The following is an 18,056-nucleotide window of genomic DNA, read 5'->3' on the forward strand; positions in this document are numbered from 1 at the left end:
GCCGCCCGGGGGCCGCCCCCCCCCCTCCACACACCGCAACCCCGCGCCCCGGCCCCCCGCGCCGCAACCCCCCCGCCCCCGCCCCGGGCGGGGGGGCCGGCCCCCCCCCGCACCCCGGTGTCTCACCCGTACAGCGCGTCCAGTTGCGGCAGCCGCCGCGCGATCTGCTCCGCGTCGTCGAAGTCGAAGTCCCAATCCGGTTCCAGCGCCGGGTAGTCGATCGTGAACGAGGCCGCGGGCAGCTGCTCGCCCGTCGCCTCCCGGTACGCGTCCCACGCCACCCCGAGCACCCGCTCGCACTCCAGGTCGGCGTCCTCGGCCGCCGCAGCCCGGACCACCGGCAGCGAGGCCAGTGCGTCGGGGTCGGCCACCACCCGCTCGAACACCTCCCGGCCCTGCGCTATCAGCCAGGCCCGGAAGTAGTCGAAGCCGTCGTCCGAGCAGCCGCCGTTGATCGTGCAGGCGGCGGCCCAGAGCGGCGCCCGGTAGGACACCGCCATCAGGTCCCACAGCAGTTGCTGCGCGGCGAGGATGTCGTCGGCCGGCCGCTGGGCGAGCAGCGCCGCCATCCGCCCGGCAACGGCCCGGGCGTCGGCGGGGTCGACGACCAGGGTGCGCGCGTCGTCGATCAGCTTCCAGAAGTCCTTGGTGTCCATGGGCCGAAGCATGCAGCAGGGGTCTGACAACGGGCCCGGCCCGAGCCGCCGTCGGTACAGGCCGAGTTCACACACCTGTCATGCCGGACCCTTGCCGCGGGCTCGAACTCTCGTTCATGATCGGCGGCATGCCAGCCGACGCCCGCATGGCCCCGGAAGCGGAACCGGACACGGCCCCACGCCTGCCCCGCCGGGTCAGGATCGGCTACGGGCTCGGCTCGCTCTGTACGGGCACCTTCGCCACCGTGCCCGGACTGATCCTGCTCTACTACCTCACCGATGTGCTCGCCGTGCCCGCCGCCGTCGCGGGCGCCGCCGTGTTCCTCCCCAAGGCCTGGGACGTCCTGATCAATCCCCTGGTCGGCGCCGTCTCCGACCGCAGCCGGCTGCGCGGCGGTCCGCGCCGGCCCTTCCTGCTGATCGGCGCCTGCACCCTGCCGCCGCTCTTCGCCCTCCTCTTCGCCGCACCGCCGCTGCGCGGCGCGGCCGCCGCCGGCTATGTGGCGGCCCTGTTCCTGCTGGCCGCCACCGCCTACGCCGTCTTCCAGGTGCCGTACGTGACGATGCCCGCCGAGATGACCGAGGACCCGGACGAACGCAGACGGATCCTCGGCTGGCGGGTCACCTTCCTCGGCGTCGCCATCCTGCTCTCCGGGGCGCTCGCCCCCGCCATCGCGCACGCCGACGGGGACACCCCGGCGAGCTACCGGCTGATGGGCCTCGCGGTCGCCGCGCTCCTCGCCGTCGGCATGTTCGGCGCCTGGTTCACCACCCGCCGGGCCCCGGCCGTCGCCCGCAGCGAGGCCGAACCGTCCCTGCGCGCCCAGCTCGCCGCCGCCCGCTCCAGCCGGCCGTTCCGCACCCTTGCCGCCATGTGGACGCTCCAGGCCCTCGCGATCGGCCTGATGCTCGCGGGCGTCCAGTACTTCGCCACGTACACCCTCGGCTCGGCCGGTGCCGTCACCCCGCTCTTCGCCTGCATGATCGGCCCGCTGGTGCTGTTCATGCCGCTGTGGAACCGGCTGGCCCGGCTCCGTTCCACGTCGTACGCCCAGTGGTGCGCCTCGCTGTTCTACCTCGTGGGCGCCGTCGCGCTCGCCTTCACCCGGCAGGCGGGACCGGCCCTCGGCTATGCGGCGGTCGCCGTCATCGGGATCGCGTACGCCGGGCTCCAGCTGCTGCCGCTCACCATGCTGGCCGAGACCCTCGCCGACGACGTGGCCCGGACCGGGAAGCGGCGGGCCGCGACGTTCACCGGGCTGTGGACCGCGGCCGAGACCCTGGCCTTCGCACTGGGCGCGGGAGCGTTCGCCCTGGTGCTGGCGGTGACCGGCTTCCGGTCCTCGGACGCCGCCCACCGGGTGGACCAGCCCGAGGCGGCGCTGACCGGGATCACGCTCGGCATGAGCGTGATCCCCGCCGTCCTGGCCGCGGCGAGCCTGTGGCTGCTGCACCTGTACCGAGCCCCTCTCCAGGAAGAGTCCGCCCATGCCGACTGATCCCGCACCCGCCGTCCCCGCCGCGGACGTCCTCGCCGAACTCGCCGCCCTGCGGGGCGCCGACGCCCCGACCCGGGGCGGCCGGACGTTCGCGTACGTCTACGACGCGGGCCTGGAGGGCCTCGACGAGCTGGCCGCCGCCGCGTACAGCGCGTACGCGACGGTCAACGGCCTGGACCCCACGGTCTTCCCGAGCGTCGCCCGCCTGGAGAACGACGTGGTGGGGGCGGCGGCCGAACTGCTGGGCGTGCCGGGTGCGCAAGGCACGTTCACCAGCGGCGGTACGGAGTCGATCCTGCTCGCGGTGAAGACCGCCCGCGACCACGCCGAGGCCGAACGCGGTGTGACAGAGCCGCAGTTGGTGCTGCCCTCCACCGCCCATGCCGCCTTCCACAAGGCGGCCCACTACCTGGGCCTGGAAGCGGTCGTGGTGCCCGTCGACCGGTCCACGTACCGGGCGGACGCCGCCGCCGTGGCCGCTGCGATCACCTCGCGCACCGCCCTCGTCGTCGCCTCGGCCCCCTCGTACGCGCACGGCGTGATCGATCCCGTGGCCGAGATCGCGGCGGCCGCCGCAGAACGGGGCGTCCTGTGCCATGTGGATGCCTGCATCGGCGGCTGGATCCTGCCCCATCTGCGGCGCGCGGGCCGGGAGATACCGCCGTTCGACCTCTCCGTGCCCGGTGTCACCTCGCTCTCCGTGGACCTGCACAAGTACGGCTACGCCGACAAGGGCGCGTCCGTGGTGCTCTACCGCGACGCGGAACTCCGCCGCCACCAGTACTTCGCCCACGCGGGCTGGCCCGGCTACCCCGTCGTCAACCCGACCGTCCAGGGCACCAAGTCCGCCGGACTGCTGGCCCAGGCGTGGGCGGTGCTGCGGTACGTCGGCGAGGACGGGTACACCGCGCTGGCGGGCCGGGTGGCCGATGCGTCCGACCGGCTGCTCGCCGGGCTGCGCACCATGAGCGGCGTCAGGGTGCTCGGCGACCCCTCGGCCGGGCTCGTCGCCTTCACGCTCGTGGACGGACCGGACGACACCCCGGGCCCGAGCCTGCTGCTCCACCTCGCGGACGAGATGCGGGAGCGCGGCTGGTATCTCCAGCCGCAGCTCTCCTTCGACGGTCTGCCGCCCAACCTCCACCTCACCCTGACCCCGGCCACGGTCGGCCAGGTGGACGCCCTGCTCGCCGATCTCGCGACGGCGCTGCGCGCGGCCCGCGCCCTGCCCCCGGTCACGGTGGATCCCGCCCTCGCCGAACTGGCCGCGGGGCTCGATCCGTCGAAGCTCGGGCCCGACGAGGTCGAGGCGGTCCTGGCCTTCGCGGGGCTCACCGGCGACGGCGGCCTGCCGACGCGGATGGCCCCGGTCCTGATCCTTCTGGACGCGCTCCCCGGACCGCTGAAGGAACGGCTGCTCGCGGAGTTCGTGGGATCGGTCTTCCGGATCTGAGGGCCCGCCCCGGTGCCAGCCGTCGGACTGCCGTCCGCCGCGCGACGCCCGGCGCGTACGCCGCCCGGCCCGGCCGCTGTTGTGACGCCACCGTGACGCGATATGTGATCCGGAGCACAGCCGGGGCGGGCGGCCCCTGATCTTCTGGGCGCATGCGTACCGCCACCCCTCTCGCCCTGTGTGCCGCCCTCGCGAGCACCGCGCTGCTCGCCGGATGCGGGACGGAGCCGGCCGGCGGCCCGGGGTCCCCTGCCGCATCCGCCACGTGCGCCTCCGCCCCGCCCGTCGCCGATCCCTCGGGCCGGACGTGGGACAACGTGACCGTCGTCAACCGGCTCTGCGGCCCCTCCGGGGCTCCGGTCACCGAGTTCGAGGTCACCAACACCGAGAAGGAGGCGCTCACCTTCACCATCACGTTCACCCTGATGAACGAGTCCGGTCAGGCCATGGACAACACCACGCGCACGGTCGAGTCGGTGAAGCCCGGCCAGACCGTGCGGCGCACCCTCGACACGGACGACGAGCCGGTCGTGGCCCGGGGGAGACAGGCCCGGATCATCAAGGTGCGCACCGTCGCGGCGGACGAGGCGTCCTCCGGTTCCGGCACCTGCCCGCCCTCCGGGATCCGCGTCACGGCCGACCGGGGCGACGCCGCCATGGGGCTGCGCGTGGTGGGCCTCCACCTGCTCAACTGCGGCACCGCCGCCTACGAGGTCGAGGGGTATCCCGGACTCCAGCTGCTGGACGAGAGCCGCGAGCCGGTGAGCGGCGTGCGGATTCTCCACGGCACCGACAAGATCTCCACCGGGATCGGCGGCGATGCAGCTCCCCGCCCCGTGACGCTGCGGCCGGGCGAGTCCGCGTACGCCAACCTGGCCTGGCGCAACACCACCGGCGCGGGCGACGCGGTGAACGCCCCGTACGTCAGGGTCACGGCGAAGGCCGGCGCCGCGCCCGTGACGGTGACCCCGGAACTCGACCTCGGGACCACGGGCCGGCTCGGCGTCGGGCCGTGGACGAAGGACGACACGGCGGCCCGGTGAGTGCCCTGCGACGGGCGCCGAGCCGGCGGCCCGGCGCCCGCCCGTGGCTCAGGAGTAGAAGTTGCGCTGCCAGCGGTGCCCGGCCAGCACGGCGAGCTGGTCGGCGGTGAGCGGACGCCCGTCGCTCAGCGCGGTGTTGCGCTCCACATGGCGCACACTGCGCATGCCGGGGATGACGGTGGAGACCGCCGGCGAGCTCAGGACGAAGCGCAGCGCGTGCTCCGCGACCGCGTCCTGCTCGATGCCCAGGTCCGCGACGATCGCCGCCACCCGCCGCTCGACCTGGGCCGGGCGGTCGTCCCGGAAGTAGCGGTTGCGCCAGTCGCCTTCGGGAAACGTCGTGTCCGCGGTGATCCGGCCCGTCAGCCCGCCCTCGTCCAGCGCGACCCGGACGATCACCCCGACGCCGTGCTCCTCGCAGGCGGGAAGCAGTTCGTCGGCCGGTGCCTGGTCGAACACGTTGTAGATGACCTGCACGCTGTCCACCGCGCCGCTGCGCACCAGCGCGAGCGCGCTCTCGGGCCGGTGGTCGTTGACGGAGACGCCGAACAGCCGGATCTTGCCCTCCCGCTTCAGCCCGGCGACCGTCTCCAGCCAGTCCCCGCGCCCCACCCACTCGTCGTTCCAGACGTGGAACTGCAGGACGTCGAAGTGGTCGAGGCCGGACGCCTTCAGGCTCGTCTCCACACTCGTACGGATGTGCTCGCCCGGGAACGCGTCGCCGGGGTCCGTGCCGTCCTGTGCGGGCCACTTCCGGTTCCTCGGCGGCACCTTGGTCGCGACGAGCACCTCGTCGGCGGCCCGTTCGCGCACGACCTGTCCCACGATGCGTTCGCTCTCGCCGTATCCGCGCGCCGTGTCGATGAAGTTCACGCCGAGGTCGACGGCCCGGTGGAGGGCCCGCACGGATTCGTCCTCCGTCGCGCCCACCCAGCTGGACTCGCCGATGCCCCAGGCGCCGTAGCCGATCTCGGACACCGACAGTCCACTGCGTCCCAGGTCGCGGTAGCGCACAGCCATCCCCCATGTGGTGGTTCCGGTACCGGCCGGAGCTGTTTCCCCGGGCCGGAGATCAGGTCGACGATAGGCGAGCCGGGCGGCCGGGGCAGGTGGATTCTTCGCAGGACAAAGGGGTCCCCGCCTGTCATGTCCAGGCGGGGACCCCTCCTTCGTCCGCCCGCCCGGCGAAGGTTGAGAAGACGATCACGAGGCGGGACGTTCTCGGCGCGCCGGGGTCAGGGGGCGAGCAGCAGGACGTCGGCGCGCTCCTTGGCGGCCGCGTACCGCTTCGCCACGTCCTGCCAGTTGACGACGCGCCACATCGCCTCGATGAAGTCGACCTTCTGGTTCTTGTACTGGAGGTAGAAGGCGTGCTCCCAGGCGTCGAAGACCAGGACCGGGACCGAGCCCTGGCCCACGTTGCCCTGGTGGTCGTAGACCTGCTCGACGATCAGTTTGCCGCTGACCGGCTCGTACGCGAGGACGCCCCAGCCGGAGCCCTGGGTGGTGGCCGCGGCCTTCGTCAGCTGGGACTTGAAGCCCGTGAAGGAGCCGAAGGAGTCGGTGATCGCGTCCGCGAGGTCGCCGACACCGTCCGCGGCGAGGGGTTCGCCGCCGCCGTCGCCGGTCATGTTGTGCCAGTAGATCGAGTGCAGGATGTGGCCGGAGAGGTGGAACGCGAGGCTTTTCTGGAGTCCGTTGACCGCTCCCCAGGCCTCCTTGTCCCGTGCCTCCTCCAACTGCTCCAGGGTGTCGTTCGCGCCCTTGACGTACGCGGCGTGGTGCTTGTCGTGGTGGAGCTCGATGATCTGCGGATTGATGACCGGTTCGAGCGCCGCGTAGTCGTACGGGAGTTCCGGAAGCGTGTACGTGGCCATGGTTCGAACCCTCCAGCTGCTGCCCTGTTGTTATTGCAACCTATATGCAAGAGCAGGCTAACAGCAGGAGCGGCTGAGGGTGGATCAGTCCTTCGGCGTAGGACCGCGGTCCCGCACCCGCTCCGGCGCGCGAAAAAGCCGGGCGGGCCGGAGTGATCCGACCCGCCCGGCGCCTTCGTGTGCCGGGATCACTCGTCCGTTGCCGCCGCGGAACGCCGCTGCCTTACGACTCCGACAGCGATCAGGGCCGCCGTCAGTACGCCCGTCGCCACCAGCTGGTCGCGGGTGTCGGGCTGGCGGAGCATCAGGACGAAGATGCCGGCCATCGCGAGGAGCGCCACCACCGTCAGGCCCGGGAAGAGCCACATCCGCACCACCAGCTTCTCCGGCGCCTCGCGCTCCATCCGGGCGCGCAGGATCAGCTGGGAGACCGCGATGAATATCCAGACGACCAGGATCACCGCGCCGATCATGTTGAGCAGCCAGGGGAACACGTCGTCCGGGCGCCAGTAGCTCAGCAGCACGCACAGGAAGCCGAACACCGACGAGACCAGGACGGCCGTGCGCGGCACACCGGAGGTGACCCGGCCGAGCCGCTTCGGGCCCTGGCCGCGGGCGACCAGGGAGCAGGCCATGCGGGAGGCGCCGTAGACGTTGGCGTTCATCGCCGAGAGCAGGGCCACCAGGATGACCACGTTCATGATCTCCGCGGCGCCGTGGATGCCGAGGTGGTCCAGGGCCGCGTAGAACGGACCCACCTCCACCACCTCCGGGTCGTCCCACGGGACCAGCGTGACGATGACCGCCATCGAGCCGACGTAGAACAGCGCGATCCGCCACATGGCCGTCCGCACGGCCTTCGCGACGCCCCGCACCGGGTTCTCGGACTCCGCGGCGGCGATGGTGACGGTCTCCAGACCGCCGTACGCGAAGACGGAGGCGAGCAGCCCGATGACCAGGCCCTCGGGGCCGTTCGGCATGAAGCCGCCCTCACCGCCGAGGTTGGCGGTGCCCGGGGCGTCCGTGCCCGGGAGAACCCCGAGGATCGCCAGCACGCCCAGCACCAGGAACAGCGTGATCGCGGCGACCTTGAGCGCGGCGAACCAGAACTCGAACTCGCCGAACTTCGTCACCGAGGCCAGGTTCGTCCCCAGGAACACCACCATGAACAGCGCCACCCAGGCCCACTCCGGGGTCCCGGGCAGCCAGCCGGTGACGATCTTGGCGGCACCGATGCCCTCCAGGCCCACGGCCACGCAGAGCAGCACCCAGAAGGCCCAGCCCGCCGTGAACCCGGCCCACGGCCCGATGGCCCGCTCGGCGTGGACGGAGAACGAACCCGAGGCGGGATTGGCCGCGGACATCTCGCCGAGCATGCGCATCACGAGCATGACCAGCAGGCCGGAGACCGCGTAGGCGATGACGATCGACGGCCCCGCGGCGGCGATGCCCGCCCCGGAGCCGACGAAGAGTCCGGCGCCGATGACCCCGCCGAGGGCGATCATCGACAGGTGGCGCTGCTTGAGTCCGTGGGTGAGGGCCGAGTCGCCTCCGGTGCCGGAGGCGACAGCCGGAGAGCCTGTGGGGGGAGGCGCGGAGGTCCGAGACATGGACGAGCTCTGTTCGGTCGGTGAGACGGGGGGACGTGTACACAGTCTGAACACGCGTCCCGGTCACGGGGAACCGCCGTCCGCTATACGGGCACCAGGCTCACACACCACGCGCACCCGGCCGCTCGGTACCGGCCGCCGCCACGAACGGTCGTTTTAGAGGGAATTCACAGTCCGGACTCCTCCGGCCCTCCCGGCCGGAGGCGCCACGGTCTGCCATCGCCTCAGTGATGAGCGTCACGCCCCGATGTGATTGTGGGCCGCGCTTTGTGTGAATCCCACCAATCCTCCAACCGCCGCTTTGTCGGCCGCTGATGGTGATCAGGCGATACTCCGTCGGCTAACGTCAGGCTCAGTCTGTCCCCACCTGCCCTCACCCCGCGGAGTCCCGATGAGCACTGCTGCCGCCGCCCCCGTCCGTACCGGAGCGGTCCTCGCCGACCTGCTGCCCGCCGCCCGGCACCGCTACGCCGTGGACACCGCCCTGGTGCTCGGCGGCGCCGCGCTGACCGGCATAGCGGCCCAGATCGCCGTCCCGGTCCCCGGCTCCCCGGTCCCGGTCACCGGCCAGACCTTCGCCGCACTCCTGGTCGGTACCGCGCTCGGCGCCCGCCGCGGCTTCCTGGCCCTCGCCGTGTACGCGCTCGTCGGCATGGCCGGCATGCCGTGGTTCTCCGCCGGCAGCTCCGGCGCGGGCGGTGCCTCCTTCGGCTACGTGCTCGGCATGCTGCTCGCCGCCACCGTCGTCGGCGGCCTCGCCCGCCGCGGCGGCGACCGCTCGGTGCTGCGCACCGCGGGCACGATGGTGCTCGGCTCGGCGATCATCTACGCGGTCGGCGTGCCCTACCTGGCGCTGTCCACCGGCATGTCGGCGAGCGCCGCGATCGCGGCCGGTCTGACGCCGTTCCTGCTCGGCGACGCGCTGAAGGCCGCGCTCGCCATGGGCGCGCTGCCCGCGTCCTGGAAGCTCATCGGCCGTCGCGGCTGACGCCACCGCTTCCGTAAGCGCCTCCGAAGAGGCTCGCCGGGTCGTATCGCGACACCAGACCGGCGAGCCTCTTCCGCGTCTCCGGGCCGTGGAGGCCCTCGGTACGGTCCCCGCCGCCGAAGGAGAAGTTGAGCGAACGGCCGACGACCAGCGGCCCCAGGACCGCGGCCACCCGCTCGTACAGCGCCCGGACCGACGCCACGTCCGTACCGTCGAGCGGCGACAGCAGCCGCAGCAGGAATCCGGCGTCCCGGTACGGCACGGCACTGTCCGGGTCCGGCGCGGCGGCCAGGGCGCCGCCCAGATGGTTGAGCTGCACCACGGTCATCATCGGCGCCTTCCGGCCGGTCAGCTCCAGCACCCGCGCCGCACGGCCGGGATCGATCCCGCTCAGCATCAGCCCGTCCCCGTAGTAGGCGTGCGGGAACGGCGGATCGCTGTGGATGGTGTGGCTTTCGGTGTACGGCATCTCCCGCAGCGAGTCCGCCAGTGCGGGGCCGATCTCCCGCAGCGGTGCGACGAGGCGCTCGCCCGCGGCCGCGGTGCCGGTGTACGCGACCCGCACCGAGATCACGTACCGGCCGCGCAACTCCCGCGGCACCTGGGGGAGGTCCGGGTACACGAGCGCGCCGGCCGAGGAGGTCAGGGCCGTGGGCACGGTCCGGGTCCACTCCAGGTAGCGCCGGAGCACCTCCGTACCGGCCTCCCCGTCCCCGTCGAAGGAGATCGAGCCGCCGTACAGGCGGGCCACCGGGACCAGCCCGGTCTCCATCGCCGTCACCACGCCCAGCCGGTGCCCGCCGCCGCGCAGCCCCCAGAACAGCTCCGGCTCGTCCGCGGCGGTGACATGGCGCAGCACCCCGTCCCCGGTCACCACGTCGAGGGAGCGGACCGAGTCGGCGGCGTAGCCGAACTCCCGGGCCAGCACGCCGAGACCTCCGCCGAGCGTGTACGAGACGGCCCCGACACCGGGGGCGGAGCCGTTCAGCGGGGCGAGCCCGTGCGGAGCGGCGGCCTCGATCACCCGGCCCCAGGTCACGCCCGCAGCGATCCGGGCGGTGCGGCGCACCGGGTCGACCTGCACGGAGTCCATCCGCCGGGTGGCGATCAGGACCCCGCCGTCGACAGCCCCGGCCAGGCCGTGCCCGGTGGCGTGGACGCCGACCCGGTGCCCGTCCCGGGCGGCCCGGGCCACCGCGGTGCGTACGTCCTCGGCGCCGGCGGCCTCGACGACGAGGTCCGGGCGGATCGCGAAACCGGTCTGGTATCCGGTGGGGGCGGCAGTCATGGCGGAGGCTCTCCAGTCGCTCGCTCGATGCGCTTGCGAGGGAGAGCCTCCCCGTCATACCTGACAACGGCCGTCAGGTATGGATGATCAGCTGCCGGCGGACCCGGCCGGAGTGACGCTCCGGCGCCTGCGCGCCTCCCGGACCAGCGAGACGGCCACCACCAGCACCGCGACCAGCAACGAGAGCAGCACCTGCTCGCGACCGGCGTCATCGGTGAGCATGTAGACGAGGACGAACGAGATCATCGCGATGGTCGCCCAGGTCAGATACGGGAAGAGCCACATCCGTACGACGAGCTTCTCCGGGGACTCGCGCAGGATGATCCCGCGCATCCGCAGCTGGGTGAAGCAGATGACCAGCCAGACGAAGAGGGCGACCGCGCCGGAGGAGTTCAGCAGGAACGCGAAGACGGTGTCGGGCCACTGGTAGTTGAAGAAGACCGCGACGAAGCCGAAGACCACGGAGGAGAGGATCGCCGCCTGCGGCACGCCCCGCTTGTTGGTCCGGGCGAACGCCTTGGGGGCGTCGCCGCGGCCGCCGAGCGAGAACGCCATCCGGGAGGCCGTGTAGAGGCCGGAGTTCAGGCAGGACAGCACGGCCGTCAACACGATGACGTCCATCACCTGACCGGCGTGCGGGATGCCGATGACGTCGAGCGCGGCGACGTAGCTGCCCTTTTCGAGGATCGACGGGTCGTTCCACGGCAGCAGCGTCAGTACGACGAAGATCGAGCCCAGGTAGAAGACGGCGATGCGCCAGATGACGCTGTTGGTGGCCTTCTGGACGGCACGCTGCGGATTCTCCGACTCGCCGGCCGCCAGCGTCACGATCTCGCTGCCCATGAAGGAGAAGACGACCATCAGCACCCCGGTGAGGATCGCGCCCGGACCCTCGGGGAAGAAGCCGCCGGTGTCGGTGAGGTGGGCGAGCCCCGATCCGGCGTGGTCCGATCCGGGCAGCACGCCGAAGACGGCGAGCAGGCCGAGGATCACGAACGCGCCGATCGCGACCACCTTGATCCCGGCGAACCAGAACTCGAACTCGCCGTACGAACCGACCGAGACCAGGTTCGTCGCGGTCAGCACCAGCATCACGATCAGGGCCCAGCCCCACTGTGGTACGCCCGGAACCCAGCCCTCCAGGATCTTGGCACCCGCCGTGGCCTCGACGGCGAGCACCACGACCCAGAAGAACCAGTACAGCCAGCCGATCGAGAAACCGGCCCAGCGGCCCAGCGCCTGGTCGGCGTAGGTGGAGAAGGAACCCGACGCGGGGCGGGCTGCCGCCATCTCGCCGAGCATCCGCATCACGAAGACGACCATCAGGCCGACCAGTGCGTACGACAGCAGAATGGCCGGTCCGGCGGCGGCGATGCCGGCGCCGGAGCCCACGAACAGGCCCGCGCCGATCACACCGCCGATCGCGATCATCGAGAGGTGACGGTTCTTGAGACCGGCCTGGAGCCCGCCCTGGGACTCCGTCCGGTCCGAACGGTCCGGCCCGTCGGGCTGGTGGCCCGGCCCTGCCAGAGTCGTCTGCGACGTCATGGATCGAATCCTTACGTTTTCGGATCACTCGGTTGCGTTGCCGGCCGCACCGCGGTGGCGGAGCGGCAAGCGATGCATTGAAGCCCGGTGAACCCCGAAAGCGGAACCCCATCTTCCGGTTCGTTGACCGGATCGTTGCCTCAGTGGCGTTGCGCACACAGGGCCCGCACATCAGGGGCACACCGCACCCCGTCGTCGGTTACCCGGCGTCGCTCGTGCCACACTCCTCCCATGCGCGTGTACCTCGGATCCGACCATGCCGGTTACGAACTCAAGAACCACCTCGTCGAGTGGCTCAATGCACAGGGCCACGAAGTCGTCGACTGCGGTCCCCACATCTATGACGCCCAGGACGACTACCCGCCGTTCTGCCTGCGTGCCGCCGAGAAGACGGCCGCGGACCCGGACAGCCTCGGCATCGTGATCGGCGGTTCGGGCAACGGCGAGCAGATGGCCGCGAACAAGGTCAAGGGCGTCCGCGCCGCACTCGCCTGGAGCGAGCAGACCGCCGCGCTGGGCCGCGAGCACAACAACGCCAACGTGATCTCCATCGGCGGCCGGATGCACACGGCCGAGGAGTCCACCAAGTTCGTCGAGATCTTCCTCTCCACCCCGTACTCGGGCGAGGAGCGGCACACCCGCCGCATCGAAATGCTCACGGCGTACGAGAACACCGGCGAGCTCCCCCCGATCCCGGCCCACCACCCGCAGCAGGGCTGACCACCCCACCCACTCAGTGCCGCCGGCAGCCCCGGCGGCACAGCCATGTCCGCCCAGCCCCGCACCTCACCGAGGAGGACCGCAGCCGTGCCCGAGGGACACACCATCCACCGCCTCGCGGAGGACCACCGGGACCGGTTCGCCGGGCGGCCGGTGCGGGTGAGCAGCCCCCAGGGAAAGTTCTCCGACAGCGCGGCCCTGCTCGACGGCCGGGTCCTGGACGGGGCGGACGCCCACGGCAAGCACCTCTTCCTCGGCTTCCGTGACACCGGCTGGGTCCACATCCACCTCGGCCTGTTCGGCAAGCTCGGATTCGGTACGGTCCCCGCCCCGCCGCCCACCGACACGGTCCGGCTGCGCGTCCTGAACGACGAGCACCACGCGGACCTGCGGGGCCCCACCACCTGCGCCCTGATCACCGACGCGGAGAAGCGCGCGATACACGACCGGCTGGGCCCCGACCCGCTGCGCCCCGGTGACGACGGGGAGCGCGCCTGGCAGCGGATCTCCCGCAGCCGGATCACCGTGGCGGCCCTGCTGATGGACCAGAAGGTCGTCGCGGGCGTGGGCAACGTGTACCGCGCCGAAGTGCTGTTCCGGCACGGCATCGACCCGTACCGGGCCGGCAGGGACCTCACCCGCCGCGAGTGGGACGCGATCTGGGCGGACCTGGGCGCGCTGATGCGCGAGGGCGTGCGGAACAACCGCATCGACACGGTGCGCCCCGAGCACCTGCCCGAGGCGATGGGCCGCCCGCCGCGCGTGGACGACCACGGCGGCGAGGTGTACGTCTACCGGCGCGCCCGCCAGTCCTGCCACATCTGCGGTACGGAGATCCGCACGGCGGATCTGGCAGCCCGGAACCTGTTCTGGTGCCCGGGGTGCCAGTCCGCCTAGCGGTGTCGCCCGCCCTGCGTGCCGCCTCCGGCCGCACCGTTGTCCTCGATCGCCGGACGACAACGCGGCAGACGTGCGTGCCGGGCCCGCGAGCCCGGCATGATCCGAACGAGCGGCCCTAGAACCCCCGCGGCAGCCACGGCGCCACGTCGGACAGGAACGCCGACGACGCCTCCGCCACCGCGCCGGCCCGCAACTCGCGCACCCGTCCGGCCCGGGCCAGCGAGACCAGTGCCTCACCGCCCAGGTACGCGCAGGCCAACTCCCGTACCGACAGCGCCAGATCGGCCGCGTCCGCGGTGCGCTTGCACGACGCACCGCCCTTCGCGTCGACCGTCAGCCGCCAACGACCCTCGTTCCAGGGGCAGAAGGTGTCCTCGACCTCGAACACCACGTCCAGCGGGCCTCGGTAGGCCCGCGCCTCCAGTGCGGCGCCCACGTCCACCAGTCGTACATGGAGCGAGTCCCGCAGCCGGATGTCGCACCGCCGCACGTCCGACACCAGATGCAGCACGGCGTCGTCCGCCGGCCTGTTCCGTGCGTCGATCGTCGACGTCAGGTCGATCCCGAACAGGAACTGCCACAGCGCCGCGTACGCCGCCGGGTCCAGCGCCGCCAGATCGCTCACCACGATGCGCCCCTTGGGGCCCGCGTTCTCCCATTCCGGCTTGATGTGGTAGTTCGTATAGCCGACGAGTTCGCCGTCACGTTCCGCCAGCAGGCACTGCAGAGCAGAGCCGCCCTCGCGTGAACTCGCCGGATCGATCAGCGACTTGCGCTCCCAGCCGGGGCCGTGGACCGGGGTTCCGGGCCGGCCCGGCACCAGCCGCGCGTACACGCTCTCGCACGCCGCGACCGCCTCGTCCTCACGCGCGTACCGCAGCCGGACCTCGTCCGTGCCCTCGGGCAGGCTCAGCCGCACCCGGTCCGTGTCGATCGCCAGCGACATCTGGCGGGTCGCGGCCCCGTACCCGAACCGGCCGTAGATCGCCGGCTCCGAAGCCGTCAGCAGGGCGATCGGCTCACCCAGCGCCCGTACGTCGTCGAGCTGGCGGCGCATCATCGCGGTCAGCAGACCGCGCCTGCGGTGGGTGGAGGCGACGCTCACCATCGTGACCCCGGCCGCCGGCACCAGCGCCCCGCCGGGCACGGCCACCCGGAAGCTGAAAGCCCCCGCCGTCGCGACCACGTCGTCGCCGTCCCAGATGCCGATCGACCGCTCGTACTCGGTCACGGACTCGTACTGCTCCCGCTGCTCGGCGGGCTCCTGGGCTCCTCCGAACGCGAGCTCCAAGGACGAAAACCACTTGTTCCATTCGGACTGCTGCAATACACGGAGCTCTGTAGTCATATGCCATGCCTACCAGGGCTTTCGCGGCCGGGCGAGTCGTTTTCGAACGCATTGTCACAGGGGTCCCCCTGCACCGGAGCCCGCCGGGTGGATAAGGTCCCCGCAATGGCCCGACGCGCAGGAGCAGAGACATACCCGGCCCGATGGCGGAAATCGGTGCACCGGGTACGCACCACGCTGCGCAGGTCCGGGGTCGACTACTTCCGCGGGGACGGATCGGACTGGATCGCCCTGGCCGGGCTGCTGCTGACCATCCCGGCGATCACCTGCGCCACCCTGTGGAACCCGGTGTGGTGCTCGCCCACCGTGCTCGTCCTGCCGATCGTCGCCGGTGGACTGCTGCTGCGGCCCGCCAGCCTGCTCGGCCTGTACGCGACCGCCGCCGCGGCCCTGATCGTGGAGTCCCTCTGGCTCGGTCCGTACGAGAACGGACCGGCCCGGGTCACCCCCGGCACCGTGCTGACGGTCGCCGCCTGCGGATTCCTGGGCCTGATCCTCGCCCAGTTCCGTGCCAGGGTCGGCGTTCCCTGGCGGCGCGGCGGCACCATGCTCTTCGACCTGCGCGAACGCATCCGGGTCCAGAGCGCGCTGCCCCGCCTCCCGCAGGGCTGGCACCGCGAGATGTCGCTGCGCCCGGCGGGCGGCCAGTCCTTCTCCGGGGACTTCGTCGTCGCGGCCCGCACCAACGGCGGCCGCACCCTGGAGGCCGTACTCACCGATGTCTCCGGGAAGGGCATGGACGCGGGCTCCCGGGCACTGCTGCTCTCCGGCGCCTTCGGCGGACTCCTCGGATCGCTGCCGCCGCACGGCTTCCTGCCCGCGGCCAACGGCTATCTGCTGCGCCAGGACTGGGACGAGGGCTTCGCCACGTCGATCCACCTGGTGCTGGACCTGGAGTCCGGTGACTACGAGCTCCTCTCGGCAGGCCATCCGCCCGCCCTCCAGCTCCACGCCGGCAGCGGTCAGTGGGAGGAGATGGCGGCGGAGGGCCCGCTGCTGGGGGTGTACGACGGGGCCGAGTTCGACGCCGTGAAGGGGCACCTGGCCCCCGGTGACGTGCTGATGCTGTTCACCGACGGGCTGGTGGAGGCCTCCGACCGTGACATCGCGGAAGGCATCGACCGGCTGACGGGCGAGGCCGACCGCTATGTCACCACGGGCTTCGAGGGTGCTGCCTGGCACCTCATCGAGGCCTGCGCCAAGGACGTCAACGACGACCGGGCGCTGCTGCTGCTGTCACGCAGATCCTGAACCGTGTACAACCGGCTCGAACCGGACGCACGTCAACGCGGTCGGTTCCACGTCACCGGATCGGGAGCGGAATCGCCTCGCGCCCGCCGGGCAGCAGCCGGGCCAGCCAGTGCGATCGCCCGGCGGCCAGGGGTGCCAGGACCGCGAGGACGAGCACATAGCCCGCGATGAACGGGGAGAGCCGTTCGTCCAGCCCCGCGCCCGCCGCCATCGTGGCGAGGATCAGGGCGAACTCGCCGCGTGCCACCAGAGTCGTGGAGATGTTCGCCGTGGCCTGCGGGCCGAAGGCGTACACCTTGGCGGCGGCGAGCCCGGCCACGACGTTCATGGCGAGGGTCACCGCCACGGCGGCCAGCACCGGCCACAGCACGGTCGGCAGGTCGCCGGGGTTGATGGAGAGGCCGAAGGCGAAGAAGAAGATCGCGCCGAAGGCGTCGCGCAGCGGGTGGACCAGCTTGAGGATGCGGGGCCCCGAGGTCGTGCTGCCGAGCATCAGGCCCACCATGAAGGCGCCTATGGCGTCGGCGACACCGAACCACTCGGAGATGCCGGCCACGAGGACGGCGGCGCCGAGGAAGGAGATGACGAGGAGTTCGTCGTCCCGGGTGTTGATGAGCTTGCCGATGACCTTGGTGCCGAACCGGGCGGCGAGCGCGAGGATCAGCAGGAACCCGAAGGCCTTGCCGCCGTCGACCGCGGCCGACGCGAGGCTGTCGGCGCCCGACAGGATGGGCTGGAGGGCTGCCAGGTACAGGGCGAGGAACACGTCCTCGACGACGATGATGCCGAGGATCGGCTTGGTCTCCGGATTGCCGATGCGGCCGAGGTCGACCAGGACCTTGGTGACGATGGCCGACGACGAGATGCCGAGCACCCCGGCGAGGACCAGCGCCTCCGAGGTGCCCCAGCCGAGCGCGAAGCCGAAGCCGAGCCCGGCGCCGACGTTCAGGGCGAGGTAGGCGCCGCCCGCGACGGCCATCTTGCGGCCGCCCGCTTTGAGGTCGTCGAGGTGGAATTCCAGGCCGAGGTAGAAGAGCAGCAGCACCAGACCGAGTGCGGAGAGCATCTCAAGGTCGTGCGGGTCGGCGACGAGAACGATGCCTGGGGTGTGCGGGCCGAGCAGGATCCCGGCCAGGATGAACAGCGGGATGGTCGGCAGTCCGATACGGCTGCCGACGCGGGCGAGGACGGCGGCGGCGAGGAAGGCGCCGCCCATGGCGATGAGCGTGTCTGCGTGTCCGATGAGCTTGGTCCTTCGTCGGGTCAAGAGAGCGTCAAGAAATCGTCAGTAATTAGTTTACCGAACGATTGACGCTGCAACTATGGCCGCCGGTGGCCGGGCGATGAAGGACGGACGGCGAGGGCGCACCTCGTAGGGTCGGGCCATGACGGCATCACGCGCACAGCTGACCCTGACCGAAGTCGAGGCCATCGCCCGCGAGGCCCACGCCGCGCAGCGGGACAAGGCGGGCAGGCCGTACGGCGAGCACCTCGCGGCCGTCGCCGAGGGGGTGTGGGCCCGGGGCGGCAGCGACGGACAGATCGCCGCGGCCTGGCTGCACGACGCGGTCGAGGACGACGCACTGTCGGCGCGCTGGCTGGCCGGGGCCGCGCTGCCTCAGGAGGTCAAGGACATGGTCCTCGCCGTCACCAAGAGGGACGGTGAGGACCTGCGGGCGTACTCCCGGCGCATCCTGGCCACGCCCGGCGCCCTGCTGATCAAGGAGGCCGACCTCGCGCACAACGCCGACCCGGCCCGCCTCGCGGTGCTGGAGCCGGCGACCCGTACCCGGCTGACCGAAAAGTATGCGCTGGTACGGGAGCTGCTCGGGCTCACCGTCCCGCAACCGACCACCGAACGACGGGATTGAGCCA

Annotated in this window: 16 protein-coding genes; 8 read left to right on the plus strand and 8 right to left on the minus strand. The window is 71.8% G+C overall.

The annotated features are described in order from the left end of the window. Positions 1–122 precede the first annotated feature (122 nt). Positions 123–656 (minus strand): DUF4240 domain-containing protein, encoded by a 534-nt coding sequence (locus ABT025_RS21955; protein ID WP_350996924.1) that lies wholly within the window; start codon positions 654–656, stop codon positions 123–125. A gap of 128 nt (positions 657–784) precedes the next feature. Here ABT025_RS21955 and ABT025_RS21960 point away from each other — a divergent pair, with 128 nt between their 5' ends. The 3 genes from ABT025_RS21960 (at position 785) to ABT025_RS21970 (ending at position 4,651) form a co-directional block, all read left to right on the plus strand. Next, positions 785–2,155 carry an MFS transporter gene (locus ABT025_RS21960; RefSeq protein ID WP_350996926.1) on the plus strand — a complete coding sequence of 457 codons (1,371 nt, stop codon included), beginning with the start codon at positions 785–787 and terminating at the stop codon, positions 2,153–2,155. Continuing rightward, positions 2,145–3,608, plus strand: a complete 1,464-nt coding sequence (locus ABT025_RS21965; protein ID WP_350996929.1) for a pyridoxal phosphate-dependent decarboxylase family protein — start codon at positions 2,145–2,147, stop codon at positions 3,606–3,608. The genes ABT025_RS21960 and ABT025_RS21965 overlap by 11 nt, the downstream gene beginning before the upstream one ends. A 152-nt stretch (positions 3,609–3,760) precedes the next feature. Continuing rightward, positions 3,761–4,651 carry a DUF4232 domain-containing protein gene (locus tag ABT025_RS21970; RefSeq protein WP_350996932.1) on the plus strand — a complete coding sequence of 297 codons (891 nt, stop codon included), beginning with the start codon at positions 3,761–3,763 and terminating at the stop codon, positions 4,649–4,651. A gap of 48 nt (positions 4,652–4,699) precedes the next feature. On the opposite strand, the gene ABT025_RS21975 is transcribed toward ABT025_RS21970, so the two are convergent. The 3 genes from ABT025_RS21975 to ABT025_RS21985 form a co-directional block, all read right to left on the minus strand. Then, on the minus strand, positions 4,700–5,665 hold the full coding sequence (locus ABT025_RS21975; RefSeq protein WP_350997070.1) for an aldo/keto reductase: 966 nt from the start codon (positions 5,663–5,665) through the stop codon (positions 4,700–4,702). Between the two features lie 221 nt (positions 5,666–5,886). Then, a complete protein-coding gene (locus ABT025_RS21980; protein ID WP_350996935.1) occupies positions 5,887–6,528 on the minus strand; it encodes a superoxide dismutase in 642 nt (213 codons plus the stop codon). Positions 6,529–6,716: 188 nt separating this feature from the next. Then, positions 6,717–8,138: an amino acid permease gene (locus ABT025_RS21985; protein WP_350996938.1), complete on the minus strand. Its 1,422-nt coding sequence runs from the start codon at positions 8,136–8,138 to the stop codon at positions 6,717–6,719. A 391-nt stretch (positions 8,139–8,529) separates the two neighbouring features. Here ABT025_RS21985 and ABT025_RS21990 point away from each other — a divergent pair, with 391 nt between their 5' ends. Further along, the gene (locus ABT025_RS21990) at positions 8,530–9,126 is read left to right on the plus strand and encodes a biotin transporter BioY (protein ID WP_148018696.1); all 597 of its coding nucleotides are present in this window, start codon (positions 8,530–8,532) and stop codon (positions 9,124–9,126) included. On the opposite strand, the gene ABT025_RS21995 is transcribed toward ABT025_RS21990, so the two are convergent. Together ABT025_RS21995 and ABT025_RS22000 are read right to left on the minus strand one after the other, a co-directional pair. After that, a complete protein-coding gene (locus tag ABT025_RS21995) occupies positions 9,107–10,414 on the minus strand; it encodes an FAD-binding oxidoreductase (protein ID WP_350996942.1) in 1,308 nt (435 codons plus the stop codon). The genes ABT025_RS21990 and ABT025_RS21995 overlap by 20 nt on opposite strands. An 87-nt stretch (positions 10,415–10,501) precedes the next feature. Further along, positions 10,502–11,962, minus strand: coding sequence for an amino acid permease (locus tag ABT025_RS22000; RefSeq protein WP_350996950.1), 1,461 nt, complete (start codon positions 11,960–11,962; stop codon positions 10,502–10,504). Positions 11,963–12,193: 231 nt separating this feature from the next. Between ABT025_RS22000 and ABT025_RS22005 the strand changes: the two genes are divergently transcribed. Together ABT025_RS22005 and ABT025_RS22010 are read left to right on the plus strand one after the other, a co-directional pair. Then, on the plus strand, positions 12,194–12,682 hold the full coding sequence (locus ABT025_RS22005) for a ribose-5-phosphate isomerase (protein ID WP_350996953.1): 489 nt from the start codon (positions 12,194–12,196) through the stop codon (positions 12,680–12,682). Between the two features lie 87 nt (positions 12,683–12,769). Beyond that, positions 12,770–13,579 (plus strand): Fpg/Nei family DNA glycosylase, encoded by an 810-nt coding sequence (locus ABT025_RS22010; RefSeq protein ID WP_350996955.1) that lies wholly within the window; start codon positions 12,770–12,772, stop codon positions 13,577–13,579. A 118-nt stretch (positions 13,580–13,697) separates the two neighbouring features. On the opposite strand, the gene ABT025_RS22015 is transcribed toward ABT025_RS22010, so the two are convergent. Then, positions 13,698–14,930, minus strand: coding sequence for a GNAT family N-acetyltransferase (locus ABT025_RS22015; protein WP_350996958.1), 1,233 nt, complete (start codon positions 14,928–14,930; stop codon positions 13,698–13,700). 105 nt (positions 14,931–15,035) lie between these two features. Here ABT025_RS22015 and ABT025_RS22020 point away from each other — a divergent pair, with 105 nt between their 5' ends. Beyond that, entirely contained in the window at positions 15,036–16,181 is a 1,146-nt protein-coding gene (locus ABT025_RS22020; RefSeq protein WP_350996961.1) for a PP2C family protein-serine/threonine phosphatase, read from the plus strand. A gap of 52 nt (positions 16,182–16,233) precedes the next feature. On the opposite strand, the gene ABT025_RS22025 is transcribed toward ABT025_RS22020, so the two are convergent. Continuing rightward, the gene (locus ABT025_RS22025) at positions 16,234–17,397 is read right to left on the minus strand and encodes a cation:proton antiporter (RefSeq protein WP_350997073.1); all 1,164 of its coding nucleotides are present in this window, start codon (positions 17,395–17,397) and stop codon (positions 16,234–16,236) included. A gap of 169 nt (positions 17,398–17,566) precedes the next feature. Between ABT025_RS22025 and ABT025_RS22030 the strand changes: the two genes are divergently transcribed. After that, positions 17,567–18,052 carry an HD domain-containing protein gene (locus ABT025_RS22030; protein ID WP_350996964.1) on the plus strand — a complete coding sequence of 162 codons (486 nt, stop codon included), beginning with the start codon at positions 17,567–17,569 and terminating at the stop codon, positions 18,050–18,052. Positions 18,053–18,056 lie beyond the last annotated feature (4 nt).

It is taken from the genome of Streptomyces sp. NPDC002809, from assembly GCF_040295435.1.
Lineage (GTDB): Bacteria > Actinomycetota > Actinomycetes > Streptomycetales > Streptomycetaceae > Streptomyces.